Annotated in this window: 31 protein-coding genes; 28 read left to right on the top strand and 3 right to left on the bottom strand. The window is 59.1% G+C overall.

Annotated features, from left to right (window positions below; all coding sequences use genetic code 11):
* The first annotated feature begins 9 nt into the window (after positions 1-9).
* The 7 genes from nifN to AAFG07_RS34060 all read left to right on the top strand — a co-directional run bounded on the left by nifN (position 10) and on the right by AAFG07_RS34060 (position 5,655).
* A complete protein-coding gene (gene nifN / locus AAFG07_RS34090) occupies positions 10-1,419 on the top strand; it encodes a nitrogenase iron-molybdenum cofactor biosynthesis protein NifN (protein WP_342724078.1) in 1,410 nt (469 codons plus the stop codon).
* Positions 1,416-1,811: a nitrogen fixation protein NifX gene (gene nifX, locus AAFG07_RS34085; protein ID WP_342724077.1), complete on the top strand. Its 396-nt coding sequence runs from the start codon at positions 1,416-1,418 to the stop codon at positions 1,809-1,811. The genes nifN and nifX overlap by 4 nt, the downstream gene beginning before the upstream one ends.
* Before the next feature lie 6 nt (positions 1,812-1,817).
* Positions 1,818-2,279 (top strand): NifX-associated nitrogen fixation protein, encoded by a 462-nt coding sequence (locus AAFG07_RS34080; RefSeq protein WP_342724076.1) that lies wholly within the window; start codon positions 1,818-1,820, stop codon positions 2,277-2,279.
* An 8-nt stretch (positions 2,280-2,287) separates the two neighbouring features.
* On the top strand, positions 2,288-2,488 hold the full coding sequence (locus AAFG07_RS34075) for a CCE_0567 family metalloprotein (RefSeq protein ID WP_342724075.1): 201 nt from the start codon (positions 2,288-2,290) through the stop codon (positions 2,486-2,488).
* 13 nt (positions 2,489-2,501) lie between these two features.
* Positions 2,502-2,801, top strand: coding sequence for a ferredoxin III, nif-specific (gene fdxB / locus AAFG07_RS34070; RefSeq protein WP_342724074.1), 300 nt, complete (start codon positions 2,502-2,504; stop codon positions 2,799-2,801).
* A 985-nt stretch (positions 2,802-3,786) separates the two neighbouring features.
* On the top strand, positions 3,787-4,620 hold the full coding sequence (locus tag AAFG07_RS34065; RefSeq protein WP_342724073.1) for a host specificity protein: 834 nt from the start codon (positions 3,787-3,789) through the stop codon (positions 4,618-4,620).
* A gap of 639 nt (positions 4,621-5,259) precedes the next feature.
* Entirely contained in the window at positions 5,260-5,655 is a 396-nt protein-coding gene (locus AAFG07_RS34060; RefSeq protein ID WP_342724072.1) for a Rieske 2Fe-2S domain-containing protein, read from the top strand.
* A 9-nt stretch (positions 5,656-5,664) separates the two neighbouring features.
* On the opposite strand, the gene AAFG07_RS34055 is transcribed toward AAFG07_RS34060, so the two are convergent.
* Positions 5,665-6,255 (bottom strand): hypothetical protein, encoded by a 591-nt coding sequence (locus AAFG07_RS34055; protein ID WP_342729323.1) that lies wholly within the window; start codon positions 6,253-6,255, stop codon positions 5,665-5,667.
* Between the two features lie 276 nt (positions 6,256-6,531).
* Here AAFG07_RS34055 and AAFG07_RS34050 point away from each other — a divergent pair, with 276 nt between their 5' ends.
* From AAFG07_RS34050 to AAFG07_RS33980, 15 genes are all read left to right on the top strand, one after another.
* Positions 6,532-6,852 (top strand): iron-sulfur cluster assembly accessory protein, encoded by a 321-nt coding sequence (locus AAFG07_RS34050; protein ID WP_342724071.1) that lies wholly within the window; start codon positions 6,532-6,534, stop codon positions 6,850-6,852.
* 20 nt (positions 6,853-6,872) lie between these two features.
* Positions 6,873-7,157, top strand: a complete 285-nt coding sequence (locus AAFG07_RS34045) for a NifU family protein (RefSeq protein ID WP_342724070.1) — start codon at positions 6,873-6,875, stop codon at positions 7,155-7,157.
* Positions 7,154-8,353 (top strand): cysteine desulfurase NifS, encoded by a 1,200-nt coding sequence (gene nifS, locus AAFG07_RS34040; protein WP_342724069.1) that lies wholly within the window; start codon positions 7,154-7,156, stop codon positions 8,351-8,353. The genes AAFG07_RS34045 and nifS overlap by 4 nt, the downstream gene beginning before the upstream one ends.
* A gap of 4 nt (positions 8,354-8,357) precedes the next feature.
* Positions 8,358-8,582, top strand: a complete 225-nt coding sequence (nifT, locus tag AAFG07_RS34035; protein WP_342709678.1) for a putative nitrogen fixation protein NifT — start codon at positions 8,358-8,360, stop codon at positions 8,580-8,582.
* Positions 8,579-9,442: an SIR2 family protein gene (locus tag AAFG07_RS34030; RefSeq protein WP_342724068.1), complete on the top strand. Its 864-nt coding sequence runs from the start codon at positions 8,579-8,581 to the stop codon at positions 9,440-9,442. The genes nifT and AAFG07_RS34030 overlap by 4 nt, the downstream gene beginning before the upstream one ends.
* 351 nt (positions 9,443-9,793) lie before the next feature.
* The gene (gene nifB / locus AAFG07_RS34025) at positions 9,794-11,353 is read left to right on the top strand and encodes a nitrogenase cofactor biosynthesis protein NifB (RefSeq protein ID WP_342724067.1); all 1,560 of its coding nucleotides are present in this window, start codon (positions 9,794-9,796) and stop codon (positions 11,351-11,353) included.
* A gap of 10 nt (positions 11,354-11,363) precedes the next feature.
* The gene (locus AAFG07_RS34020) at positions 11,364-11,588 is read left to right on the top strand and encodes a 4Fe-4S binding protein (RefSeq protein WP_342724066.1); all 225 of its coding nucleotides are present in this window, start codon (positions 11,364-11,366) and stop codon (positions 11,586-11,588) included.
* 155 nt (positions 11,589-11,743) lie between these two features.
* Positions 11,744-12,064 carry a nitrogen fixation protein NifZ gene (locus AAFG07_RS34015; RefSeq protein ID WP_342729322.1) on the top strand — a complete coding sequence of 107 codons (321 nt, stop codon included), beginning with the start codon at positions 11,744-11,746 and terminating at the stop codon, positions 12,062-12,064.
* The gene (locus AAFG07_RS34010; protein WP_342724065.1) at positions 12,061-12,300 is read left to right on the top strand and encodes a nitrogen fixation protein NifZ; all 240 of its coding nucleotides are present in this window, start codon (positions 12,061-12,063) and stop codon (positions 12,298-12,300) included. The genes AAFG07_RS34015 and AAFG07_RS34010 overlap by 4 nt, the downstream gene beginning before the upstream one ends.
* 15 nt (positions 12,301-12,315) lie before the next feature.
* Positions 12,316-12,675 (top strand): DUF3024 domain-containing protein, encoded by a 360-nt coding sequence (locus tag AAFG07_RS34005; RefSeq protein ID WP_342724064.1) that lies wholly within the window; start codon positions 12,316-12,318, stop codon positions 12,673-12,675.
* Positions 12,676-12,709: 34 nt separating this feature from the next.
* Entirely contained in the window at positions 12,710-12,979 is a 270-nt protein-coding gene (locus AAFG07_RS34000) for a hypothetical protein (protein WP_342724062.1), read from the top strand.
* Between the two features lie 5 nt (positions 12,980-12,984).
* Positions 12,985-14,178, top strand: coding sequence for a DegT/DnrJ/EryC1/StrS family aminotransferase (locus AAFG07_RS33995; RefSeq protein ID WP_342729321.1), 1,194 nt, complete (start codon positions 12,985-12,987; stop codon positions 14,176-14,178).
* A gap of 352 nt (positions 14,179-14,530) precedes the next feature.
* Positions 14,531-14,752, top strand: a complete 222-nt coding sequence (locus tag AAFG07_RS33990; RefSeq protein ID WP_342724061.1) for a hypothetical protein — start codon at positions 14,531-14,533, stop codon at positions 14,750-14,752.
* A complete protein-coding gene (locus tag AAFG07_RS33985) occupies positions 14,749-15,222 on the top strand; it encodes a Rieske 2Fe-2S domain-containing protein (protein ID WP_342724059.1) in 474 nt (157 codons plus the stop codon). Before AAFG07_RS33990 ends, AAFG07_RS33985 begins: the two co-directional genes overlap by 4 nt.
* 1,531 nt (positions 15,223-16,753) lie before the next feature.
* Positions 16,754-17,101, top strand: a complete 348-nt coding sequence (locus AAFG07_RS33980) for a (2Fe-2S) ferredoxin domain-containing protein (protein ID WP_342724058.1) — start codon at positions 16,754-16,756, stop codon at positions 17,099-17,101.
* A 547-nt stretch (positions 17,102-17,648) separates the two neighbouring features.
* On the opposite strand, the gene AAFG07_RS33975 is transcribed toward AAFG07_RS33980, so the two are convergent.
* Together AAFG07_RS33975 and AAFG07_RS33970 are read right to left on the bottom strand one after the other, a co-directional pair.
* The gene (locus AAFG07_RS33975; protein ID WP_342724057.1) at positions 17,649-18,386 is read right to left on the bottom strand and encodes an OmpW family outer membrane protein; all 738 of its coding nucleotides are present in this window, start codon (positions 18,384-18,386) and stop codon (positions 17,649-17,651) included.
* A gap of 475 nt (positions 18,387-18,861) precedes the next feature.
* Positions 18,862-19,275 (bottom strand): ArsC/Spx/MgsR family protein, encoded by a 414-nt coding sequence (locus AAFG07_RS33970; RefSeq protein WP_342724055.1) that lies wholly within the window; start codon positions 19,273-19,275, stop codon positions 18,862-18,864.
* An 854-nt stretch (positions 19,276-20,129) separates the two neighbouring features.
* Here AAFG07_RS33970 and nifH point away from each other — a divergent pair.
* From nifH to AAFG07_RS33940, 6 genes are all read left to right on the top strand, one after another.
* Positions 20,130-21,014: a nitrogenase iron protein gene (gene nifH, locus AAFG07_RS33965; RefSeq protein ID WP_342724054.1), complete on the top strand. Its 885-nt coding sequence runs from the start codon at positions 20,130-20,132 to the stop codon at positions 21,012-21,014.
* Positions 21,015-21,162: 148 nt separating this feature from the next.
* Positions 21,163-21,879 carry a nitrogen fixation protein NifQ gene (locus AAFG07_RS33960; RefSeq protein ID WP_342724053.1) on the top strand — a complete coding sequence of 239 codons (717 nt, stop codon included), beginning with the start codon at positions 21,163-21,165 and terminating at the stop codon, positions 21,877-21,879.
* A 364-nt stretch (positions 21,880-22,243) separates the two neighbouring features.
* Positions 22,244-23,431 (top strand): homocitrate synthase, encoded by a 1,188-nt coding sequence (gene nifV, locus AAFG07_RS33955; protein WP_342724052.1) that lies wholly within the window; start codon positions 22,244-22,246, stop codon positions 23,429-23,431.
* 225 nt (positions 23,432-23,656) lie between these two features.
* A complete protein-coding gene (nifW, locus tag AAFG07_RS33950) occupies positions 23,657-23,998 on the top strand; it encodes a nitrogenase stabilizing/protective protein NifW (protein WP_342724051.1) in 342 nt (113 codons plus the stop codon).
* 306 nt (positions 23,999-24,304) lie between these two features.
* A complete protein-coding gene (locus AAFG07_RS33945) occupies positions 24,305-24,436 on the top strand; it encodes a hypothetical protein (RefSeq protein ID WP_342724050.1) in 132 nt (43 codons plus the stop codon).
* 555 nt (positions 24,437-24,991) lie between these two features.
* Complete coding sequence (locus tag AAFG07_RS33940; RefSeq protein ID WP_342724049.1) at positions 24,992-26,101, top strand: electron transfer flavoprotein subunit alpha/FixB family protein; 1,110 nt, start codon at positions 24,992-24,994, stop codon at positions 26,099-26,101.
* Positions 26,102-26,106: the final 5 nt, after the last annotated feature.

Genomic DNA, 26,106 nt, shown 5'->3' with positions numbered 1-26,106 from the left:
GGAGGTATCATGGCCATCGTCACGGCGCCGACAAAAGCCTGCGCGGTCAATCCGCTGAAGATGAGCCAGCCGATCGGCGGTGCATTCGCCCTCATGGGGCTGCGTGAGGCGATGCCGCTTCTGCACGGCTCGCAAGGGTGCACTTCCTTCGGGCTCACGCTCTTTGTGCGGCATTTCAGGGAGGCCGTGCCGCTGCAGACCACGGCGATGAGTGAGGTCTCGACCGTGCTCGGCGGCTATGAGAATCTCGAGCAGGCGATACTGAATATCTACAACCGCGCCAAGCCAAAGATCATCGGAATCTGCTCGACCGGTGTCACCGAGACCAATGGTGACGATGTGGATGCCTACCTCAAGCTCATCCGGGACAAGCATCCGCAACTCGCGAAATTGGCGCTGGTCTATGTCTCGACGCCCGATTTCAAGGGTGCGTTCCAGGACGGCTGGGAGAAGGCTGTGGCGCGCATCGTGGAGTTGCTGGTGGAACGGCCCAGCGTCAATGGCCTTCGCGATCCCTCGCGAGTGAATGTTCTTCCAGGATGTCACCTCACGCCGGGTGATGTTGACGAACTCCGTGCCATTCTGGAGGATTTTGGGTTGCGGCCGTCCTTCCTGCCTGATCTGGCGGGATCGCTCGATGGGCATATCCCCGATGAGTTTACGCCAACGACCATCGGCGGCATCGGTGTCGACGAAATTGCGAGCATGGGCCGCGCCGGGTGGACGATAGCAATCGGCGCGCAGATGCGGCGCGCGGCAGAGGCCATGCAGGCCAAGAGCGGCGTGCCATTTCGCCTCTTCGAGCGGCTCTGCGGCCTTAGTCCGAACGACGAATTCATGACTTTTCTAAGCGAGATCAGCGGTCGGCCCGTACCATTGAAATATCGGCGCCAGCGCGGCCAGCTCACCGATGCGATGCTGGACGCCCACTTCCATATTGGCGGTCGCAGACTCGCGATCGCCGCAGAGCCGGATCTCTTGTTTGATCTCTCCAGTATGCTGCATGACATGGGTGCGCAGGTGTGCGCGGCCGTAACGACCACGCTGTCGCAGGTGATCGAGCGGATCAAAGCCAAACAGGTGCTAATTGGCGATCTTGAGGATCTGGAAGAGCTTGCCAGAACCAAGCATTGCGACTTGCTGATCACGCATTCGCACGGCAGGCAAGCGGCGGCTCGGCTGAAAATTCCGTTCTATCGTGCGGGTTTTCCGATGTTCGATCGACTTGGCGCAGGGCACCAATTATCCATCGGTTATCGTGGTGCGCGCGATCTGATCTTCGACATCGCCAATCTCGTGATCGCGGACCGCGAGGAGAACCATCAGCCTACACCCGACAGATGGCGGGCTGCGGCCGCACTGCCACCGAGATCCGGGCACCGCAGCGCTGTCGGTGCAGCCGAGAGGTCGATTGCATGAAAGTCGCATTCGCCACTCAAGACCTAAGACGCGTCGATGCCCATTTTGGTTGGGCAAGGAATATCGCTATCTACGATGTCGCGCCAAGCGGGCACGTGTTTCTCAAAGCGGTTGAGTTTGAGGGCGATCTCAAGGAAGACGGCAACGACGACAAGTTGGCACCGAAGATCGATGCCATTAAGGATTGCGCAATCCTTTACGTCGCCGCTATTGGCGGTGCCGGTGCTGCGCGGGTGGTCGCCAACAAGATCCACCCCATCAAGGTGAACAAGCCAGAAGACATCCTTGTGCTGCTCGAAAAGCTCGAGCGCGTCCTGAAGGGAACGCCACCTCCCTGGCTACGCAAGGTCATGGCGAGGGACCAACGGCGCACTTTCGAGTTCGACGAATGAGATAATATGACCGCAGAAATAGAGCTGGGCAGCGCCGTCGATTTGCCGTTCCTCAAGGAGCTGGTCCAAATTTGTCGCGCCGAGGATACCAACGGAGCCTGGGAGGCCAAGAGCGATCTCGATCTGCTCGAACCCTATATCTTGGACAAGGAGAAGCGGCGCGCATTGCCGATTGTCGGCGATCCTGATCCCGATACGCTGTGGCGGCTGGAGCTGTTCTTCAATGCGGTCGCGCTTTCGATCGAACGGGTCACCGGCGTGATGATCCAGCCGATCCTCAAGCTGCATCATGAAGGCTTTGGCCGCATGGTGCTGATCGGAGGGCGCTTGATCGCCGTGAACAAGCAACTGCGCGATGTGCATCGCTTCGGCTTCGATAACCTCGCAAAGCTCGCGCAGGAGGGTGACAAATATGTCAGGGACGGAATCGACCTGATCCGAAAATTTCCAGACGTGGCGAATTACTGAGGACAATCATGAGCGATCGTGAAACACTAAAGGCAGAACTAAAGAAACTGTCGGCCAAAGCGCTACAAGCAAAAATGGATCTGCACGATCTTTCGGAGGAATTGCCCATCAACTGGACCTCGATCATGGCTGTGGCGCAGAAGGCGCACGATGCCTATGCCGAACTCGAGCGCAAGAGCCATGATTTGAAGTCGCTGGAAAATACCTAGAGAGGCCCTGCTCATGTCATTTGCAACGCGCGATGGCCGCGACTGGACGCCAGACTATCTGATCTCGATCGATGCCAAGAAGTGCATCGGCTGTGGGCGCTGTTTCAAGGTGTGCGGCCGGGATGTCATGACGTTGAAAGGAATCGACGAGGAGGGCGAACTTGTCGACCTCGATGATGACGAGGACGATGAGATCGAAAAGAAAATCATGGTTCTGAATGACCAGGGCGCCTGCATCGGCTGTGGCGCCTGCGCCAGGGTTTGCCCGGCCAACTGCCAGGCCCACGTTTCAGCCACAGCTGAAGCTGCCTGACCGACCGGCCGGGTCCCTCTTGCGGCAGACGCGAAATATGGGAGGGGATAGACCCATTGTTGATCACGTGAACCCGCAACAGGAATTGGGCCCGCGCGCTCTGATGGCCTCGATTGTCAAGGCGGAGCGAGCGGAGACATTGCGGCTAATCCAGCTTAATCGGCAAGGCAAGCACATAGCACTTGAGCGGCAACGCCGTGTCGGAGCATTCTCCAATTGCAAGGTCTACGTTTTCGTGGAAGGTGGCCTGGCCTACGCCGGTTCCGAGTATCGGTGAGGCAGACGCGATTCAGATGGCAACGGATTGCGAAATGCTGATTCCGAAGTAGGGACACGCTTCTCGAGCAAATGGTGCGAATTCTAATTTGTGCTTGCTCCGTTGAGGGGCAGGAGAAGCGGACATTGGCCAGGGTGGGGTCGACCGTGGACAATCACGTCCGTCTTGACCGCGACCGATCGCGTTGAATCGCAATCTTGTGCCGACAGGTTGGCTGTTCCTCCGGCGGTTCTCGGTTTGGCACGAGATGTCTCTGCACCGGACCAGGCGGATGGGTGCTAGGGCCTGTGCGGTTCTTGAACATCGATAGCACGCGAAAAAAGGACCGAACGGCGAATGTGCACGCGCCGTCGGTTCTCGATACACGGGGTGCATCGAGTAATGTGTCTGTTCGAACCTGCGCCGTGTCTCAAGAGCGGGAGCGGTCTGATGAGAGGGCGGTGGTGCAGAGCCTGAGCCGTTAAGCGGCCGGTTCTCTGATGGATCGACCGTCGGCAATATCACGCACTATCCGCCTACAGATTGTAGCTCAATGAACGGCGCGTGGATGTGAGGCGCGCGGATAGCTTAGTCGTCGCGCGGGAGTGCGGACAGATGCTTTGCGCCTGTGTGTCAGGTTATGGTCAGCTAGGTTGCATATCCTCGTCGGCAGAGCTTGCGCGGCACGAGCTCGACAGCGTGCAATTCTGCCGATAGGAGAGCGATCTGATGTATGGCAGAATCGTTGGCTCATCCAGCCAGTCGACAAGTGCCGGCCAAGCCGATGAATCGGCAGAGGCCGGAGATAGCCCCCGCTTTTCGGAAACAGCTGCCAGCATCGCGTCAAGCGGGTCGTCGCCGGCGCCATATTCTCTCGCTTCCGATCCGCCTATTATAGAGATCGACCGATCTTCCTTCATGGAAGGAGTGCGGAGATTTTTGGGCAGTGACATCAGGCACATCGCCAGTCACCCAGAAGAGTACTCGGATTTCGTGTCCGAGAAAGCTGAGCGCGCAGCAACGGTCGCTGGCGGTTACGCCAACACCTACGATGATCCAAATAATCAGGCGCGGTTTTTCAGCTATCAGTTGGGCGACGAAACTGTCGGGCTTCTAAGAGCAGGAGGTCCCGCTCGGATTAAAGGAGAGCATTTTCGGCAGCAGTTTGGGTGCAACGATATCACGTCCGTGGTAGACCTGCGGGTTACTCATCCGCTGGTCGAGAATGCGGGCGATATTCTGCTGGAATATCAACTGCGAATGGACGGCGATCATCCGTTGGTTTTGTCACGTCCTGCCTTACCCGGCGTGGAACCTCGTCTGGCGGAAATGGGTTTTGTTCACGTTGGTCGTGATCACTGGGTGCTTGATCCAAACCGGAATCCCGAAGTGTGGACTAAGAACGAGAACGACGAGTGGCAACGAGTAGACAAGCCTACAAAGTACCTTTCCAAAGTCGAGGATGGTGATACCGATACTGAAGCAAGTATCGGATCGGATTCCTCTGACGATGATCCGTCGTTCTACTTGGAGCGCGCCGTTAGAGGACTGCGCATGGAGTAGAGAAACCGCAATAGCGACGCTGGAGAGGAAATGACCGGCGTTTCGCGATTGCACGCGCCGGCGCGAAGGTTCTTAGCCTTAAGGGGGCGCGCGCTCGCAGCGTGCGTCCCCTTCCGCCTGCCTATCCTTGATCTCGCAAATGGTGGCGTTCTCACGCCTGCGGCGCCGTGCAGCTCGAATCCCTCCAGCGAAGGTTGAGTGCGAATTCGAGCCGTAATCTTGTGGCCAATCGCAACAGTGCGTCATGACAAGGAACATGGCGCAGAGAGACGATCTACGCTCGCGTCAATGATGTGCCAAAGTGACGATCACGACAATCCGCGGCGCGAGCTGGCCGATTCGACGCATGCGGAAAGGGCGTTGTCGCCCCGTGAGCGACCACTGCGTTTTGGCTGTCCAGCAAGTGGTCTGAAAAGTTGGTGCGCGAATGCTCCAGCTGCGCAGGCGGCAGGCGAAGGGCAGCAAGGCTCAATGCTCGTGCGGATTGGTCCCAATCGTGCACCTACGCCAATGATTTGCGCTGCACTGGCAAAGCTTGCGCGTTGGATTGCCGGAAAGCCGAGCCGGTCTGGCGCGCTCCCATTGCATGGTTGATCGCACAGTGACAATGAAGAACGTCTTGCAATGAACGAGCAATGAATGCAGCCAGATGCAATTTATGCGATTTGTGGCTTTAACGACATTCCAAGCCGCCGGGCCACGGGATTCCATCTTATGGTCGTCGATGACGAGGGCAACCACCGGCCGTGGTCCATCATTGTGCTGCGATGGGGTAAGAAGGTGCTTGGCTATGTCAATAAATGCCCGCACAACAGCGTCAATCTGGACTGGGAGCGGAACGAATTCCTGGATCCATACGGCGTCCGGCTGATGTGCGGCAAGCACGGATCGACCTTCGAACTCGGCACGGGGCGGTGCGTCGAAGGTCCATGTAAGGGTAGAGCGCTCACGCCGATCGCGTTGACAGTTCAGGATGGAGATATCTGTGTTGTCGGCGTGCGTCTTGTCGAAGACGATGCGTCCTCAAATGAATGAAGCCTGCGCTCAGACCGGCCGGTTTTCGTTGCGATTTTTCACGGGTTCCATCCTCTTCAGCCCGTCTTCGTACGAGATCTCGTCGTAGGACAGATCGAGATCCTTTGCCGCATCGAGCAGGTAATCGAGCTTCCCGGCCGCATCGAGCTTTTTGATGTCGTCCTTGCTGACCCCGACCAGGTCCATCATCTCCTTCCAAACGGTGGATTCATCGCACGGTAGGATGCGGAAAGTCACATCACCGAGCTTGGTTCGGTATTTCGCGAGCAAATCTACGTTGTTGCAGAACATGAAGTAGCTGCCATTCGGGCTTAAGACACCATCAAGGACAGCTGCGACGTCAGCGAGATAGGCGAAGGAATGCAGATAGCCGGCCAGCACCGGAATAGTGGGTTCTCCGTCCTGCGCGATCGTCAAAACCTGCTCGATCGAATAGTCCGGCGGTCGTTTCTCGTCGGCGACCTGGGCCTGGAATTTCAGTGCGACATCGCCGCGAAAGCCGAACCGGCCCGGCTTGGTGGTCCCGCCTTTGATTACGGCATTGAGCAGGCGACCCTCCTTCTCAAGTCTGCCGAGTGCGGTGTTCTCGATTGCAGTCATTAAATTCGTCCTCGATCTAAGCTCCTCACCGACGCCCTGGCCGGTTCGAGATGCAATGCAAATTGCTTGCCGTCGCATGCGCAGCGGCTTTCGGCGTAGTTCAGAAAGAACAGGCGACAGTGGGCTGCGATCGCCTCAAGCAGCCTTGTCAGAAGCCCGACACGAGTTCCAAAGCCAACAGGCGCGATCCGAAAAGGTAAGCATCATCAAGCGCCTGTTCGCTGGCACATGACTTGCCCATTGGCCGGCAGACCTAGAGCAGATGAGGGATAAGCCATGATTGACCTGACGGATAGCGCAGTGAATGCGATCAAGAGCGCAATTTCATCGTCGACGCACCCGGCAAGCGGCATGCGCATTATGGTCGAGGCAGGCGGCTGCAACGGGTTCAAATACAGGCTGGGTCTGGCCGAGGAGGCGAAGCCTTACGACACAGTGATCGAGTGCGGCGGTGTGAAGGTGTTTGTCGATGACAAGAGCCATGAGCATCTGGTCGGCACAACCATCGATTTCGTGATGGCGCTGGAGAGCCCAGGTTTCACCTTTCATAATCCAAACGCCACCTCGAGCTGCTCCTGCGGCAAATCATTCAGCTGATAAAGAGGAGAAATCAAAGCATGCTGGCCGAACCAGAACAACTGAGGCAATTGTCGGCCACCGCGACCGGCCGAGAGATACGCATTCGCGCCGTGATCGAGGGGATACGCTCCTATCTGCAACGCGACGGCGGCGACCGTCGGCTGATCGGGGTCGATGGCTGCATTGTCAGCCTGATCGGTGCCTGCGCGTTCGGTCAGCGTTTGAGGGGGGCGCTGGAAGGCATTCAAGCGCGGCTGGTTGACAGGCTCGGCGAATTCGTCCGCCCGATCCCGGTTGCTGCGGCAGACAAGGCGCGGGATTGAGCGGGGTTCGAGTGCCGATTTACCTTGACAACAATGCGACGACGCGGACCGATTCATCCGTCGTGCAAGCCATGTTGCCGTTCTTCACCGAGCAATTTGGCAACGCCTCCTCCGCCCATGCCGTTGGCGGCGAAGCCGCAGCCGCGCTGAAGCAGGCGCGGCGTAGCTTGCAGGGTCTGCTGGGGATTGCCTACGATCATGAAATCGTCTTCACCTCCGGTGGGACCGAGGCTATTAATGCCGCCATCCTCTCGGCGCTTGCGGCCCAGGATGGTCGCGACGAGATCGTTACCACCTCGGTTGAGCATTCCGCGGTCCTTGCGCTGGTCGAGCAACTGGCGACAAGAGGCGTCAAGACGCATATCGTACCGGTAGATTCCCGCGGCCGGCTTGACATCGAGGCGTTTCGCTCTGCGCTTGGGCCACGCACGGCAATTGCCTCCATTATGTGGGCCAACAACGAGACCGGCACGATTTTTCCTGTGGAGTTTCTAGCCGGCTTGACCCGTGAGGCGGGTGCGCTGTTTCACACCGATGCGGTCCAGGCCATGGGCAAGGTGCGCGTCGACCTAAAGGACAGTGCGATCGATATGCTGTCGCTGTCCGCCCACAAACTGCATGGACCCAAGGGGATCGGCGCGCTCTATTTGCGCAAAGGGACAAAGTTCCGGCCGCTGATCTGGGGCGGAGCACAGGAACGACGGCGCCGCGGCGGAACTGAGAATATTCCCGGCATCGTCGGTCTTGGAAAGGCTGCGGAGCTTGCGGTGGAGCGGCTGGAGCCAGAGCGCGTTCGCATTGGTGCGTTGCGCGACCGCCTGGAGCAGGGGATCTTGCACAATGGCGAGTGTGTTGCGCTTGGCGATGTCAGCAACCGGCTAGCGAACACGGCCAATATTGCCTTCGACCATCTCGATGGCGAAGCAATCGCCCATCATCTTGATCGTGCGGGCATTGCCGTGTCGCTCGGATCAGCCTGCAGCGCCGGTTCAATGGAGCCATCGCATGTTCTGCGCGCCATGCAGGTGCCGCCGTGGAGCGTGCGCGGCGCGGTGCGCTTTTCTCTGTCGCGTGAAACCTCCGTCGCGGAGGTCGATGAGGTCGTGTACGCACTGTCCGACATCGTGGCTCGCCTGCGCGCCATCCGCGGGAGTCAGCCGGTCTGCCCGCCTATGCGTCACAGTCGAGGGAGTTGAGCTTGTGAAAATCATGATCCGCCGCTCTCCAGATGCAGGCCTGTCGATCTACGTGCCGAAGAAGGATCTCGAAGAGCCGATCGTGGAATCTGAGTACGAGACGCTCTGGGGCGGCTGGATCAAAATAGCAAATGGTTGGGTGCTCGATTTGCCCGAGATGGCGAGCGACACACCATTGCCGATCACAATCAACGCCAAAAAACGGGGAGAGAACGGGGACGATCCGTGAAGGCGCCCCCGCAGATCGATTTTGTCAATGCGACCGATGCAGAGGCCATTCTCGCGGACGTCGCTGCCGGGCTGAGGGCCACCAGCGTGGTTCCCTATCTCGGGCCCGGCCTCGCCGAACTCTCCAGACCCGACGTGCCAACGACACCCGAGGCGTTAGCCGGCTTCTTCGCCAGCAAGATTGCGTTGCCGCGGCGAGCCAAGGGAAATGCGTGGGCGTCGGCGCAGCATATCGAGATCAACAAACATCGCTCCACCGTGACGGCATTGATGGCGCATGCCTTCGCTCGGACGGTCGAGCCGACGCGGTTGCACCATCATCTTGCATCTTTGTCGCTGCCCGTCATAGTCGACGCATGGTACGATGGCGCGATGCGCGCGGCGCTGGACAAGCGCGACGGATGGGGCGAAGTGCAGGGCATCACCCGCGCCGGCATCGGCGAAAACCGTTGGTTTCGCTTTTATGACTCGGTTGGCCAAGAGGTCGACAGTGTCGTGGCCGGCAGCTGGGCGACGGTTCTGTATAAGCCGCATGGCGGCGTGCAGCCGGCCAAGAACTTTCTGATCTCTGACTCGGACTATGTCGAGGTGCTGACCGAAATCGATATCCAAACACCGATACCTGACATCATCAAGGAAAGGCGGACCGGACAGAGCTTTCTGTTCATCGGTTGTCGTTTCAACGATCAATTGTTGCGTAGCTATGCGCGGCAGATCATCAAGCGTTCGGCCGACACGCACTTTGCGATCGTTGATCCGGACGCGCTCTCGCGCAACGAGCTCCGTTTTCTGCTCGAGCAAGGCCTGACGCCGCTTGCGATTGGGCTGCCTCGCGCGGTAGAGATATTGCTCACCAACTAACAACGTTGTGAAGCCGGATCGCCCAGCTCATATCGGCCTATTGTGAGAGGTCGCAACCCGCAAATCCCGCAAAAAGCCATGCAGATGGAGCTGGGTCCTCGCGAGCTTAGCGCTCGAATGAATGCGCCGGCCATGGAGCTCGGTGTCAGAAGCACGACGTGCCCGTCGTATGTCCAACATGTGCATCAGTGCTGTTCTTGCATGGGTCAGCGTCGTTCATTTGCGCTAACTCTTTGACGTATGGACGCAACGTTATCGTCGCCGCCATGGCATGTGAGTTGCACACTTCATCTTGAGGCTCGCTCAGGGTTGGTCTTGGGGAGTCGATGCTGCCTGCAGGGAGAAATGAAAATGAATGCGGTTGTCGGGCGCAGAGAATATGCCGACGGTCCGGTAGCTACCGGCAAGATGATGCAACCTGCCGCCGAGCATAAGGGCTGCCGCACGTCGGCCAACACCGGCCATGCGAGCTGCGGCTCACGGGCAGGCCAAGGCGATCTGCCGACCGGGATCTGGGAAAAGGTGAAGAACCATCCCTGCTACAGCGAAGAGGCGCATCATCATTACGCCCGCATGCATGTTGCGGTGGCGCCAGCCTGCAACATCCAGTGCAATTACTGTAACCGCAAATACGACTGTGCCAATGAATCCCGTCCGGGTGTGGTGAGCGAGAAGCTCACCCCTGAGCAGGCGGTGAGAAAAGTGCTCGCGGTCGCGAGCACCATTCCGCAGATGACGGTGCTTGGCATCGCCGGTCCAGGCGATCCCTTGGCCAATCCAGAAAAGACTTTCAGGACGTTCGACCTGGTCGCCAAGGCGGCACCCGACATCAAGCTATGTCTGTCGACCAACGGACTGGCGCTGCCGGACCATATTGACACCATCGTCAAGTCTAGAATCGAGCATGTCACCATCACCATCAACATGATCGATCCCGAAATCGGCGCAAAGATCTATCCGTGGATCTTCTTCAACCACAAGCGCTACACCGGCATCGACGCGGCGAGGATACTCGCCGATCGTCAGCTGCAAGGTCTGGAGATGCTTGGCGAGCGGGGTATCCTGTGCAAGGTCAACTCGGTAATGATCCCACAGATCAACGACCATCACCTGGTCGAGGTCAACAAGGCGGTGAAGTCGCGCGGCGCCTTCCTTCACAATATCATGCCGCTGATCTCCGCGCCCCAGTACGGCACAGTATTTGGCCTCAACGGTCAGCGGTGCCCGACGGCTCAGCAATTGAAGGTGCTGCAAGATGCTTGTGAAGGGGAGATAGCCATGATGCGGCATTGCCGTCAGTGCCGCGCCGATGCTGTTGGTCTGCTCGGAGAGGATCGTAGCGCAGAGTTCACCATCGGCCAGGTCATGAAAATGGACGTCAAATATGACCTCGAGATGCGCAAAGCTTATCAAGACAGGGTGGAGGATGAGCGTGCCGCCAAAGTCACGGCCTACCAAGACGGGCTTGCGAAATTCACCGGCGAGATGAGCGAGATCACGCTTCTGGTCGCAGTCGCAACCAAAGGCTCCGGGCTGATCAACGAGCACTTTGGGCATGCAAAGGAATTTCAAGTGTACGAGCTTTCCACATCCGGCGTCAAATTCGTCGGCCACCGTCGCGTGGATGTCTATTGCCAAGACGGTCATGGCGAGGAGGATAGGCTTTCGACCATCATCCGTGGCATCGATGACTGCCATGCGGTGTTCGTAGCCAAGATCGGCGGCTGTCCGAAAAGCAATCTGATCAAGACTGGAATCGAGCCGGTCGATCAATATGCGCATGAGTACATCGAGAAGTCGGCGAGCGCCTGGTTCAGGTCTTATCTTGACAGGGTGAAAAGCGGTGAGATCCAGCACGCCAAGCGCGGCGACGCCGCGATTCGGCAGGGGGCACTGATCTCGGCGGCGTAAGGGGGGTTATGTGCCATTCAAGATCATTGCCTCGCAATGTACGAGCTGCTCAGCCTGCGAACCCTTATGCCCGAATGTTGCAATCTCGGAGAAGGCGGGGGGCTTCGTCATTGAACCGGCGAAATGCACCGAATGCATAGGCTATTTCGAGGAACCGCAATGTGTCGCGGCCTGTCCGGTCGACGGTACCTGCGTCATTGACACGTCCTGGCCGCCTTACCAGGCGCAAGCCTAAAGAATGAGTCCCATGATCGGCATGCCAAGAGCTGTTGCTGAAAACGTCGTAAGTTTCGTGCTGCGCGTTGGCGCCGCCGCAGGCGCCGACGTTCGGCAGGATCTCGCCTGCGCTGGTCCGAGAAGCGTCCCTGCATGTCCGCGGGGGAGTGGAGCGTGAGCAGCATTGTTCGCGACAGCGACGTCGTCGAGCTCGGTGGGCCGCCTGTCTTCAACTTTGGCGAAAAAGTGCGAGCCAATCGCACCATCCGCAATGATGGCACCTATCGCGGCAAGGAGATTGGCGACATTTTGGTCAAGAAGGGAGAGGTAGGTTACGTCATCTCGATCGGCACGTTCCTGCAGCAATTCTACATCTACGGGGTCGAGTTCTTGGAAAGCGGCTACCGCGTTGGCATGAAGCGCAAGGAACTCGCGGCGTTGGACGCGCGCGAGGAGACTGATGATCTGCCATTGCCGGAAGAGGCCGTGTCATGACTGAGCCCTGCTTTCCGAAATATCGGCGGGGCCAACGCGTCAAAACCGCAGTCGACATCATCAACGACGGCTCTTTTCCCAATACGGAGCCCGAGGGGGTCTTGCTCGGCGCTGGGGCGACCGGCGAGATCATCAGGGTCGCTATCCATACCGAAGCGAACGTGCCGATCTATACTGTCGATTTTGGTGAGCGGCTGCTCGTCGGCTGTCTTGAAGAAGAAATCACAGTGCTTTGAAGGGAGGCTTTCGCGATGAATGCCGCGCTGATGAGGAAGGTAAAGACCGGGCTGGTGCCTCACCCAAACGAGCTCGATCGCAAGCGGATCGAGCGCGGCTTGAGCTTGCGCAAGCACTATCTCTATGTCTCGCCGAACGTCACGCCGGTGAGGGGTGGCTATCTCGTCGAGAGTCCCTGTTGCTCGCGCAATATCGACAAGGATGGCGGTTTAGTCGATGTCGCGTTGATTCTTTATGATGCCGTGAGCGGAATCTGGAAGTTGTTTTGCAAGAACCACGCGCAAGGAATCTGGGAATTTTACAGCCTCTACCACCGCCTGACGTCAGCAATCGACGAATTGAACGCGGATCCGGAGCGTCTGTTCTGGCGATGACGAACCGCCATTGACGAGCCATAAAGGAGCCACGATGGCGCTCACTGCTGAGGAATTGATCGAAATTGAACGGCTGCTTGCGGACGCTGGCGCTGAGACGAGCTGCTTTGTCGAGCTGTCGCGACGCTTCCCCCAGCTTGCCTGGGCGCGCTGTGATGCGTCGGATGTCGCGGATCAGCCGTTCCGGCAGTTTGCTCGTTTCGACCTGCACTTACTCGATGGGTCGGAGCACTGCGCGCAGATTACGGCCGATCCGACGCGGGCGACCGGCATCGTATTGGCGAAGAGGAATGTTGCGCGGTGAGCGGCATTGAACTCGCAGAGCGTCCGCTTGATGGCGCGGACAGTGGGGAGGCAAATGCATCCTTCATTCCACTGTCCGACCCCGATATCACCTTCGCCGAGCTCTCTGCCGTGGAAACGCTGCTGTGTTCGCCGCAGATCTCCAATGGGCGGATCACTGAAGCGTTCGAGCACGCTTTCGCGGCCTACCTTGGCCGCAAATATGCGGTTGCGGTCTCGAGCGGCACCATCGCGCTCCTGCTTGCGCTGAAGACGCTCGGCATCGGACCGGGGCAGGAGGTCATTGCCTCGCCCTATTCCTTTCGCGAGACAGTCCATGCCATCGGTCTCGCGGGCGCACGGGCGGTATTTGCCGACATCGACTATTGGTCGGGAACATTGGTCCCAGCGAAGGCCGAAGAGCGCATCACGGTCAACACGCGGGCGATTGTCGCCGGCAATGCCAACGGTCATCCTGCGCCATGGTCGGAGCTGCGCGCGATCGCGCAGCGCCATCAGCTGCCGCTTTTGGAGGATTCCACCGAGGCGATCGGATCGAGCTACAAGGGCGAGCTCGTCGGCCGGTTTGGCGACCTGGCGGTGTTCGACTTTGCCCAGCCCCTGGCCCTAAGCTGTGGCGAGGGCGCAATGGTCGTGACCGACGATATCGACATCGCGGTTGGCTTGCGTCGTCATTGTGCCCACCGCCTGGATGAGCGCTCCTCCGTTGTCGTCGGTGCCACCGCACCTTACCAGTGCGGCATGAGCGATCTCACGGCTGCCTTGGGGCTGGCCCAGCTCAAGCGCCTCGATGAAATCCTGGAGCGTCGTCGATTGGTCGAGCAGCTTTACAACGCGCATATGCAATCATTTGAGGGCATCAAGCCGCCTTACGTTGGCCCCGATGTGACCGGGGTGAACTGGTTGCTCTATCTCGTCCATCTGGGAACGCGCTTCACGCGATCCGGCCGCGATGCCATTGTCGATGATCTGCGCGCCGCCCAGGTCGAAGCCGCCGCTTATTGCCATCCGCTGCACCTGCAACGCCATTATTTCGACCTCGGCTATCGACGCGGCGATTTCCTGGTTGCGGAAAAGATCGCCGATCGGGCTCTCGCGCTGCCGTTTCACACCCATCTCACGAACAATAAGATCGAGTTTGTCGTCGAGACCATGAAAGATGCGTCGATCAACGTGGGCGCGGGTGCAGCGATCTACTGAGATGCTCGTCATCCACTGCATGAACGAACGCTGATTGAATAGCGATGATCGCGGTGTTGTCATTGCGCACGTTCAGCGAGGCGACCGTGAGCAGGCCGTTTGTGGCGGCGTTGCTTCGCGCGCAGATCGCCGTCCCACACAAACGCGGGGGTAGGGCGGATGCTGCTGGAGTCATATTGTCGTCTGGGAAGGCCGCGGGAGAAATGCTCCAGATGCGAGCGCGAAGAAAGCCTGTTCGAGGTCCAACCCGCCGCTCGAGGCCCACGCGCCAGGTGCTCGAAACCGAGGACGTCACAATCGAGATCCTCAGTTTTGGCTTGGGCCTTTAAGGTTGACCAAATAAGGGATTGCTATGAACTCGCAACAAGTCATCATTCACGTCCGCTTCGCTCCGAACGGGAGGGTGGTCCAAATCAGCGAGCGCCCGGCGAAGCTCACGCCGAACCAATGGTTTGACGTTCTCAACGCCCGTGCCAGTGCGACCTATCGGCCGCTCGCTCGTGGCCGTGGCGTTTTTCGGTTGACCCGGACCGCGATCGAAGCCTTCAAACAGGAAACTGCGAGGCCGGGATGAGCGAAGGGATGATCGGCAACCTGATGAGCGATCAGATCGAGGTGTTCGCCGTCTGTCCGGCCGATGCCATCGAGCGGAGTGGCGCCAGGGGCTTTAGCCTGTCGCGGATCGATGATAGCGGCGCGAGCCGGCCGTTTCCGATCATTGTGGTGCGCACTTTCGGCAACGAGTATTTCGGGTATGTCAATCGTTGTCCGCATGACAGCGCCTGGCTCAACATCGGCTCCGGTGAATTCTTCTCCCCAGACCGCTCCTTTCTCAGATGCGGGCGGCACGGTGCGAGATTCGAGATCGACACTGGGGTGTGCATCGATGGGCCCTGCAATGGACAAGCGCTTGAGCCGGTCGCACTCGCCGTGATCGAAGGTGATGTCTGCCTGTGCGGCGTCAAGCTGCTGGAGGACGATCGGCTTTCCAACCCGTTCGAGGACAGTGACGAAACCATGGATATTGCGATCCATCCCGATTAATAGGCGTATCGCTTGGCTGTTGCTCAAGGTGCCTTAGGCGCTTTGTTGTCGGATAAAGCCGTCATACTCGTGAGCGTTGACGCAGACGGTGTTGCCGCTTCTGAACGTGTGAGAGCGAGCACGCGGCCAGCCAGATTCCGGTCATGAACCCGGCGATCTCCGCGGCACCGAGGAGGTGCTTTGGCGCGAGAGCCGTTTCCGTTCCGATGGAATCGGAACGGGGCTCTCGATTCCTGCTTTGACGCATTTTCTTTACGCGAACCGGTATCCGCTTCGCTCGAAAATCTTCTAGCCCACCAAATGGACCCGGCAGGCCAAGACGCGCGCCTTGCTGCCGGCGGACACAATATGCTCGAGAAGGAAATGCCCTCGGCGGCTACAAGTCCGCCGAGGGCACCGTCTGGGCTGGGAGAATGGGAGGACCCAGACTGACAGGACCGTTTGGGCAGAGGAATGACGATCCTGTGTCAGAAGTTCTTGGGCGTCCGCCAAAGCTGGCGTTAGTGCCTGCGTTGCAATTGCAATGCCAAACCTCCGTTCATGCGACGTCCTTGGTGAGTGCCGGCACTATGGTCAGCCGACGGCGCCGGCTAAGGTCGAATGCATTGACGAGCACGTGCGCGTGGTCGAGCTCATTGCTCCGCAAGATCCGGCAAGCGAATCTCGAGGTGTAGCGCGCGAAGCGGAGGGCGCGATCTGGCCTTGTTGTGTTGCAGGTTTGCCGTTGCTGCCAATCGAGATTGCGGCCGGCCTGCCCTGTATCAAACGTGGCTCGGCGATCACCTGCGCCTCGTTGGTGCGCTCGCGATTGGGCATTATCTTTGACGCAAACGATAGATCAGCAGCGGCACGAGCGCAGAGCTGAGCCGTTCGGCGAGGAAGATACGATGCGTGCGCGGTCGGACGATGCGGCTAGCCCATCACGCCTTGGGCGAGCAGAGCGCTCGATTCGCCGGGCCGATCGCCGAACGTGAAAGCTCCGCGAGACGGGACGAGGTCATAAGGATCGCTGCCTATTCTGCGAAATGAGAGTGCAAGGTCTGGACAGACCAACCGAGACTCTCCACCTGTTCTGCGTGCGAACCGCGAAAGCTTGAAGCGGGCCTCTCAAACGCGATTCAAGGTTTGTCACGTCCGAAACAGAAAGGAACGACCTTGTCGCAACCTCGGCAAGAATTGTCAGTCGCGCCGGGGCAGAGCAAGGGATCGTTGCAGTAACCAGCGTTACGCTTCTGGTGCGGAACTTGCTTGGAGATGTTGGATGGTTGACTAAGCGATGCGGGAGCAAAATGATTGCGATGACGGGAGAAGACGTTGAAACCAATCAAGGAGTCTGTTCCAGACGTGGAAGTATCTATCGCCGATCTTCTGATGACTATGGCGCCCGCTCGTCTCCCTGCCTTCGCAAGCACGAGTGGGAATGCGTAGCATCAATTGGTCGATGCGGCGTTTTACTGAAGAATGGATTGTGGGGTGATGCGCTCGGACCTTGTCTCTTTTCAGATGAAACTCATTGATTACAGGATAGCGCATGAACGCAGAGACCGAATTCGAGCTTCCTCAACTCTATAGGCATCATGTCTTTGCCTGCCACACGCAGCGTCCGCCGACTCATCCGCACGGCAGCTGCGGCGCCTCTGGCGCGCAACCCCTGTGGGATCGGATGGGTAAGGCGATCGAATCGCAAGGCCTCAACGATGTCGGCTTCACGGTGGCGGGCTGCCTCGGCTTTTGTAATTCCGGCCCCCTGATGGTCATCTATCCCGACGGAGTCTGGTATCGCGCGACCACGCCTGAGGACGTTGACGAAATCGTAAACTCTCATCTCAAGCAAGGCAAACGTGTCGACCGCCTCGTGATGGTGCTAAAGCGCAGCTAGAGGCATCTCTTAGCGCCGCTTGGCCCGGGCTACCATGTATGCACGGCCTATCCGTCCAACGGCTGGCATCTCGGAGCTGTTCGATCGTTTGAGGATGAACGGTGCCCTTACGCCGCCAGGACGCGCGCAACAGCAGGGATTGACCTTGTCGTTATGGCCTTGGATTTCATCGGGAGTGTTCGGTGAGAAGCGGGCTCGATCAGAGTGCAGCGCTTGATCGAGGTCGGCGAGGCCTGAGCGTCAAGTCCTTTATGACGCGGTCTGCCCCGCAGAACGGCGCGCCGGCTTGAATTCCTGCCTTTGATAGGCAAGTAGGGCCCCGCAACGGGCAACGAATCAAGAGCGCGAGCTCATCGATCACTATTTGCTCGATTGGCTGGCGTTCCGTCACTTCATGCTGCCAATCCGTAGCTCACAACGCGAGCAATGCTGCGGGTGGCTTCCGGTGTCCGGCGGGATGACGCGTCTTTGACGCGCCATCTCGTTTGCTTCTGACCAAACCGATCCCTTCCCTGGCTCCCGTTCTGCGGCAGAACTTGTTCCAGCGTCAGAATTTGTAAGTGATGCCGCCGCTGATGAGCCATGGGTCGATATTGGCGCGGCCGCTGACGGCAATCGCATTGTTTACGGTCGCCGAATAATCCGGACGCAGCCACAACTTCTTCACGTCGAAGTTGATGCCCCAGTGACGGTCAAGCATGTAATCGAAGCCGAATTGGACCGCGGCGCCAAACTGGTTGTTGATGTGCAAATCTGTCACCGCAAGGCCCGCGAGCGACGTATTGGCCGCGGATTGGTTCAAAAACACGGTGTAGTTGATGCCCGCGCCAATATAGGGCTTGAGCGGCCCGAAATCGGTGAAGTGATATTGCAGAGTCAACGTTGGCGGCAACAGCCAAGCTTTGCCGATATCTAGCCCATTGAGCGTACCGTTGCCGCTGATGTGATGACTGGTCACGCCGAGAATGAGTTCTGCGGCAATATTTTTTGTGAAGAAATAGGTGATGTCGAGCTCCGGTATCGCTTGATCGCTGATCGACAGCCCAGAACTTGGCGAGGACAGCGGCGGCGCCCCGGCGACGTTGACCGAGCTGCCTGCGGTATCCGGCAAAACGCCGAGCACGCGCAGGCGGATCATCCACGGATTGAAGGGTTCGATCGGAGGTGATTTGTAATAGACCGGTGCCCTGGCCAGATCCGCGGCCTGTACCGAGATGCTGGCGGCACTGAATGAGGTCGCGAGCGCGAGCAACGATGCCGTGGTCAGAATTGTTCTTGGTCTCATCGAGTTCTCCATTCCCAAGTTCGCGCGAAGAGTCGCGCGAGACCTCTGTCACACATGGGGGATGGCGAAGGATTTGATGCCGATCAAAATGGAGCCGCCATAGTGCAATTATGCAGCAAAGTTGCAAATGGATCACGACTGCGAAACGTCGATCTGGTCGGATCGCTATTCACTTCAAGCTTCTGTCTGAGCTGTTCAAGAAACTGTTTCTCGGCTTTGTGTTTGGATGCAATCCAGGCCAGCAGGGGGCATGAGCAATCAAGGCGGTCGAACCGCGGCGACATCCCACACACCGCAAGCGCGGGAGAAGCTGTATTCACTCCGAGTGCAATGTGAGAGCACTGTGTTACGAGGAGCCACTCACGCCGGCTTTTTCAGCGAAGGACCCGTCGGCTGCTCCTGAGGGAGCCGGAAGCGAGAACGTCGTTGTTCGCATCATCGGCTGGCTTGCTTGGTCGTATGATCGATCGTTTCCTCACGTCTGCGAACAGCGCGTGCCCGTTCCTTCGTACGAGCATCGCTCGAGATCATCTTGCGTCTTCCGGCCAAGCAGCGACAGCACGGGCTCATGATCGAATCCAGCGCATCTTGCACCGCCGACGTTGATCAGCGGTCGTCGGATCAGGAGCGGATCGTGCAGCATCAACGCGAGTGCACTCGGCGCGTCGACTGCGTCGGGATTGACTTCGCCTGACTTGATACGGGGCGCGGCTCGGTTGAACCAGGATGCGGTTGGCATATTGCCGAAGAAGCGTCGCAAGTCCTCCGCGCCCCATCGTTCCTTCAGGATATCTTTCGCTATCACGTCGTGGCCAGCGACCTTCAGCGCCTGCATCTGACGCGCATTGGTAACGCAGCCGCGTTTTTGATAAAAGATGATTGTCGCCATAGTCGACCTTATGCGGGTACACTGAACTGAGCGATCGCGGCGTTGCCGCAGCGTCCGGGAGCGTATTCGACGTTCTTGCGAGCCATCTCCGAAGTCAGCGGCTTGACCACCGTACCCGTGTGCGTCGGCCTCATGCGTTCGATGGGCGTGGCCTTCTTGGTTGTTCGCAAACGATCAAGATCCGAGCATCCTGAAACTGAGCCGCTAACTCATCAATGAGCGTCGGCCCCTTATGTCTCAGAAAGGGAGCGCCGAGCAGGACTACATCTGGCTTCAACCCGTAGGCGCGCTCGGAAAAGCGTCCTGCGGCGTTTTCAACGCGCGCGTCCCGATCTGATCATGCTGCATCAATTGCAGGGTCGCGCGGCTGATCTCGTCATCGTCGACCACGTCCCCGTCGACGGTCCACTACCTTCGAGGTTTCGACTCCGACCTGCATCTTCACTCTCCTCAAATCGCCGACCAGCTGGTTTGCAAGAAGAGCAGCAAGTTCCGTTCCACATGAGGGTAGGCATCGACCAGGCCATGCCAAACTGGCTTCTTCCGGTTGATGGTTCTCGCCCCTGTTCGTTTTCTAACACCGCGCAGATGCTGTCGGGTCCAATACAGCTGGGATGCCCCACCGGCTCGTTGGTTTTCAAAGCGTAATCAGAAGCTTAATGGGCGCGCGCAAGCGTTGGCATGGCGGTTGCTAGTAGGCGGCAGCAACACTGAGTGAGGGCTGAGTGCACGCCGACGCGTAAGACGAGCGATGCGCTCCTTCCCTTGAACCCGTGTGCCCCGTTTCTGAGAGAGAAACGAGCTCGCGCGTGAGAAGTGCGCAACTTTTGGCAAATCGGTTGATGGAGAGCAACATGTCTTCACTGAGACAAATCGCGTTCTACGGAAAGGGCGGCATCGGCAAGTCCACGACTTCGCAGAACACGCTAGCGGCGCTGGCCGAATTGGGTCAGAAAATCCTGATTGTGGGGTGCGATCCCAAGGCGGACTCGACCCGCCTGATCCTGCACGCCAAGGCGCAGGACACGATTTTGAGCCTCGCAGCGAGTGCCGGCAGCGTGGAGGACCTCGAACTCGAGGACGTGATGAAGGTCGGCTACAAGGACATCCGCTGTGTTGAGTCCGGTGGTCCTGAGCCGGGTGTCGGCTGCGCCGGCCGCGGCGTCATCACCTCGATCAATTTCCTGGAGGAGAACGGAGCCTATGAGAACATCGACTATGTCTCCTACGACGTGCTCGGCGACGTCGTTTGCGGTGGCTTTGCGATGCCAATCCGCGAGAACAAGGCGCAGGAGATCTATATCGTGATGTCCGGTGAAATGATGGCGATGTATGCTGCAAACAACATCTCCAAGGGCATCCTAAAATACGCCAACTCTGGCGGTGTGCGACTGGGCGGCCTCATCTGCAACGAGCGGCAGACCGATAAGGAGCTGGAACTGGCGGAGGCGCTGGCCAAGAAGCTGGGCACTCAGCTGATCTACTTCGTGCCGCGCGATAACGTAGTGCAGCATGCCGAGTTGCGCCGCATGACAGTGCTGGAGTATGCGCCCGAGTCGCAGCAGGCCGATCACTATCGCAATCTCGCGACCAAGGTTCACAACAATGGCGGCAAAGGGATCATTCCGACCCCGATCTCCATGGACGAACTCGAGGACATGCTGATGGAGCATGGCATTATGAAGCCCGTCGACGAATCCATCGTCGGCAAGACCGCTGCCGAACTCGCGGCCTCGTAAAGGTCGCGAGTCGCGGCCTTGTGAAGGCGCGCGACGGATGCCGGTCTCCCCCACCCCCATCCGGGGAGGCCGGCATTCTGACGATCGACCCGTGACCAAGACCAGGATGGTGCGGGGTCAACCTGACCGCCGTGGAAGCCACAAAATCATGTCCGAAGCGCACTTCCTTTCGTTGATGGCTGCCTGTGCCGTTGATGCGAACAGCCAGATGCATAGGGGAATTGCAACCTACCGCCTGCTGACCGGTGTGCCTCCTGCAGATGCCGACATTGCCACTGACAGCAATTTCGATTGCCATGTCCTGGCGTCTATTCTGGCGGCTGCCACGTTGGACGGTGGTCCGCTTCCCGAGAAGGCCGGCCTGTCCGGCCACGAACTGGCGGCCTTGCTGGAGCAGTATTTTCCGTCGGTTGAGATCAAGCTCGCGGAGCAGCTTCTGGCCTTCAAGTGCGATGAGAACGAAGAGATCGCAATGGTGCACGATCTCTTGCTCAAGCAACGCTCGACGAAAGGCGATATCGGCCGCTGGCTGGCAGCGATGATCGCGCGCCGCGCCATTGAGCCAGACCACCTGTGGGAAGGTCTCGGATTGCGCAATCGTGGCGAACTTTCTCGGCTGCTAAGCCGCCATTTCGCGCCGCTCGCCGTGCGCAATATCAACAATATGCGCTGGAAACGCTTCTTCTACCGCATGCTGTGCGAGGATGAAGGCCTCGTGATGTGCACAACGCCGGTGTGCACGCAATGTAACGACTTCAACCTCTGCTTTGGCGAAGAAAGCGGCGAGAGCCGGATGGCCGAGCGCAGGCGTGACTTTCTGTTGCAGGCAGCTCGTCCGGCCGTCGACGGCGACTGGCCCATCTGAGCTGTCACAAGGATTCTCGATCACCGCGCCGTCTGAGAACGCTTGGCCGGGGTTGGCGTGCTTCGCAGGAGGTCGAGGCGCGGCCGACGTCGTCTCGATGCGAGCGAGCGACAATGTGATCGAGGCCATACCGGCCCAAATGTCCTGCGACAATTCGTTCATCCTGCGCGGTGCGATCCGAGCTAACTCCCAGTTCGGCGTGCGAGCGGCATGGTGAGGCGTCCGCTTGATGCGCCTGTCGCGTTTGCGACAATCCGGTGGAGGAGGAAAGCGGAGATACTTCAATTGGTTGTCAGGGATAACGGGCTGGCATGCGGGTTGCTGAAGCCTATGCTGGTCAAAAACAATGAGGTGCCCTTTCGTGATGGCCGCCACCACCGCCGCCAAACCCTCTTGGTCCGAGCAGGCGCGCGCCGAGCCGACCGTGCTCAACGACATGACGCTGCGCGACGGCGAGCAGGCGCCTGGCGTTGCGTTCACCACAGAGGAAAAGCTGGCGATCGCGCAGGCCCTGGGGCGAGCCGGGGTCACGGAGATCGAGGCGGGAACGCCTGCGATGGGCAACGACGAGATCGCCGCCATCCGTGCCATTGTCGAAGCGGATCTTCCGCTGACCACCATCGGCTGGTGCCGGATGCGGGAGGCGGACATCGACGCAGCGATCGAGGCGAAGGTGTCCATGATCAATATGTCGACCCCGGCTTCCGATGTGCAGATCGCGGCCAAGCTTGGCGGTCATCGCGACCTGGCGCTGGAGCAGGTGAAGCAGACGGTAGGTTACGCCCGTGAGCGGGGACTTGAGGTCGCTGTCGGCGGCGAGGAATCCTCCCGCGCCGACATCGATTTTCTCGTCAGACTGATGGCAGCGGCAAGAGCGGCGGGCGCGCGTCGCTTTCGTATTGCCGATACGCTCAGCGTGCTCGATCCCGACACAACCTGCGCGTTGGTCAGGAATTTGCATGCGACCACCGATCTCGAACTCGAATTTCACGGCCACGACGATCTCGGCCTCCCAACCGCCAATACGCTTTCCGCCATCAAGGTCGGCGCGAGCCACGCCTCGGTGACCGTCATCGGGCTGGGCGAGCGGGCCGGAAATACACCGCTCGAGGAAGTCGCGGTCGCGCTCAAGCAGCTCTACGGCCGCGAGTCCGGCATCATACTGCCGGAGCTCGAGAATGTCGCCGCGGTGGTGGCAGCCGCGGCCGCGCGTGCGATTCCTCTGAACAAGGCCATTGTCGGAGAACATGTATTTACGCACGAATCCGGCATTCATGTCGATGGCCTTTTGAAGGATCAACGCACCTATCAGTCGCTTGATCCCGCTTTGCTTGGGCGCAGCAACCGTTTTGTGATCGGCAAGCATTCCGGACTCTCGGCGATCACCGCGTTGCTCAATGAATTGCAGCTCGTCGCCAGCGCCGATCAGGCCAGGCAGATCCTCTCGCAAGTCCGCAAACATGCCATCGAGCACAAGCTGCCGGTCGAGCGCGAAACGGTGGCGGCAATCTGGCGCGATGTGTGCGGATGCTTGGCGACCAACCCCGCGTGAAGAGCAGTGCCCAGCATCGTTTTCGCCGGCTGTTCGAAAACCAAAGCGCCGCAAGGACAGTGTCTGATGTCGCTGATGGGCGGGAACGACCGCCTGCCTCCGCATGCCAGATTCCCTAGCGCGATCTCAGCGCAGCAGCTTTACGGGCTCGGGGTTGCGACAGGATCGTCAGGCGCTGCCGCATTTCGTCGAATGTCGACGAGCTAATCCAAGGGAGATTTTACGATGAGCAACTCATGCCCGCCAACCGGTATCCTGGATCGGCTCAGCAAGGCCTCGTCGGCGGAAGAGTTTTTCTCGCTGCTAGGCGTCGACTACGACCCCAAGATCGTCAATGTCGCGCGCCTTCATATCCTAAAGCGCATGGGACAATATTTCGCAATGGAGCAGTTCACTGGTGCCGCCGAGCCGGAAATCAGAGCTCGGTGCAAAGCGATGCTGGAGCAGGCCTATGCCGATTTCGTGGCAAGGTCACCGATCGATCAGCGAGTGTTCAAGGTTTTGAGGGATGCCGTCGCAGACCCCAAGAAGCCGGCGGCCTTTGTCCCATTGAGTGCGCTGAAGTGATCTCGGGCTCCACCGCAGCGCGATTTGTCCCAAGTGGCGTGGTGACGGTCCCTTGTGCAACCTTCGTCTTCATCCAGATCGACTCTCTGCAGCCATGAATCGAGCGGCGCTGTCGTATTCCCGACCCATGTCTGGACTGGTCGTGTCCACGGTGTCAGCGGCCATCTTAAGCTTCTCCCAAGTCATTGCTGTCGCCCGATTTTCCATGGTTCTTGCAACTGGTACGACACTTGCTGTTGTCGTGCCGATCCCGTCATCGATGCCGACAGAAGGTAGCCGTCCGAGATGAGACTTGAAGGAAGACCTATGGAGTTGCTTCTGCTGGCTGTCGAGCGCTGCGGCGTCATCTCGTGGCTTACGCTAGCGCCAGTGCCGTTCGAGATGGCCTTTGACGCGATTGAAGCCAGCATCGACCGTGAGATGGTGGTCAATGGGTAAGTCGCTCGTCCACACTACACCTGGAGCGGGTGCGCAGATAGTCGTCCGCTTCAAGAGGGTCCCCGAATCCGCGCAGGCCCGTATCCATCCCATGGTCGACCTGCGTCAGGACGAGGGACGAACGTCCGCTTATGCGAGTTGTCGGCGCTGGAGGCTGGGCACGGATTGCGTGGCAGGTGCAGTGGCAAGATCACTCTGGTCGTCACAGTCAATGTGGAGCGCTGGGCCGAAAGAGAGGCGCAGGTATTGCGCAGTAAGCGGCCTTGCCGACCCAAGGATCGAAGCGACCGGTCAGATTTACCGCAGCGGCCCGGCCGCCGCGGTGGCGCTCGCCGAATGGAACGCGCAAGAGACCAGTATCGAGAACCTCTCAAGATCTGGCCCGTCCGGTACGTCTACCGCGGTGAGGCGTCTCGTTGCGCCGTCGGGCCGCAGCGAGCAGACGGGGCGGGCAAGCAGCCGGCCACCCGCTGATCAAAAGTGATCTTCAGTTAACCGAAGTAGAAAGCAATCCTGTGGCGCAGGCGCGCGTAGTTTTTGAGGGGAATCTAAAGCATGAGCAATGTCACAAAAACCGCCATGCCGGCGGCGGCCGGCCGCGCAGCAGCCAAAAAGGAGCTGCCGGAGCACTTTAAGGCCTACAAGCATGTCTGGGTCTTCGTCGAGCAGGAGCGCGGCCAGGTGCATCCGGTGTCCTGGGAGCTCATGGGTGCGGGGCGAAGGCTCGCCGACAGGCTAAAGGTGAATCTCGCCGCGGTCGTCATCGGTCCGGAGGGGCAGCCCACGCGCAACGCCGCGCTTGAATCGTTTTGCTATGGCGCCGATCTCGCCTATCTCGTGAGCGAGAATGTTTTGTCGGATTATCGCAACGAATCCTATACCAAAGCGCTCACCGAACTCGTCAACACCTACAAGCCGGAAATCCTGCTGCTGGGTGCGACGACACTCGGTCGAGATCTCGCAGGTTCTGTGGCGACGACCTTATTGACGGGGCTCACTGCCGACTGCACCGCGCTTGACGTTGACGCCGATGGTTCGCTTGCCGCGACGCGTCCGACCTTTGGCGGCTCGCTGCTCTGCACGATCTATACCTTGAATTATCGTCCGCAGATGGCGACCGTCCGCCCGCGCGTCATGCCCATGCCAGAGCGCATCGCGCGCGATGCCGCTCGTATCATCATCCATTCGCTTGGCCTTGTTGAAGACGATATCGTCACAAAAGTGCTGTCGTTCATCCCCGACCGCGATTCAGAAACGTCCAATCTGGCCTATGCCGATGTCGTGGTTGCTGGCGGCTTGGGACTGGGATCGCCTGAGAATTTTCGGTTGGTGCGCGATCTCGCAACTCTGCTTGGCGCGGAGTACGGTTGCTCACGTCCTCTGGTGCAAAAAGGGTGGGTTACCTCTGACCGGCAGATCGGCCAGACGGGAAAGACCATCCGGCCGAAGCTCTATATTGCTGCCGGCATTTCCGGCGCGATCCAGCACCGGGTTGGCGTGGAGGGCGCGGATCTGATCGTCGCCATCAACACTGACAAGAACGCGCCGATCCTCGACTTCGCCCATGTCGCGATCGTCAGTGACGCTATGCAATTGCTACCGGCACTGACGGCCGCATTTCGCGCCAGGCTTTTGCCGAATTCGCGCGCCCGGATCGCGGTCTAGAGGAG

The sequence above is a fragment of the Bradyrhizobium sp. B097 genome (assembly GCF_038957035.1).
Classification (GTDB): Bacteria; Pseudomonadota; Alphaproteobacteria; order Rhizobiales; family Xanthobacteraceae; genus Bradyrhizobium.
This window is presented reverse-complemented; position numbering and strand designations above follow the sequence as displayed.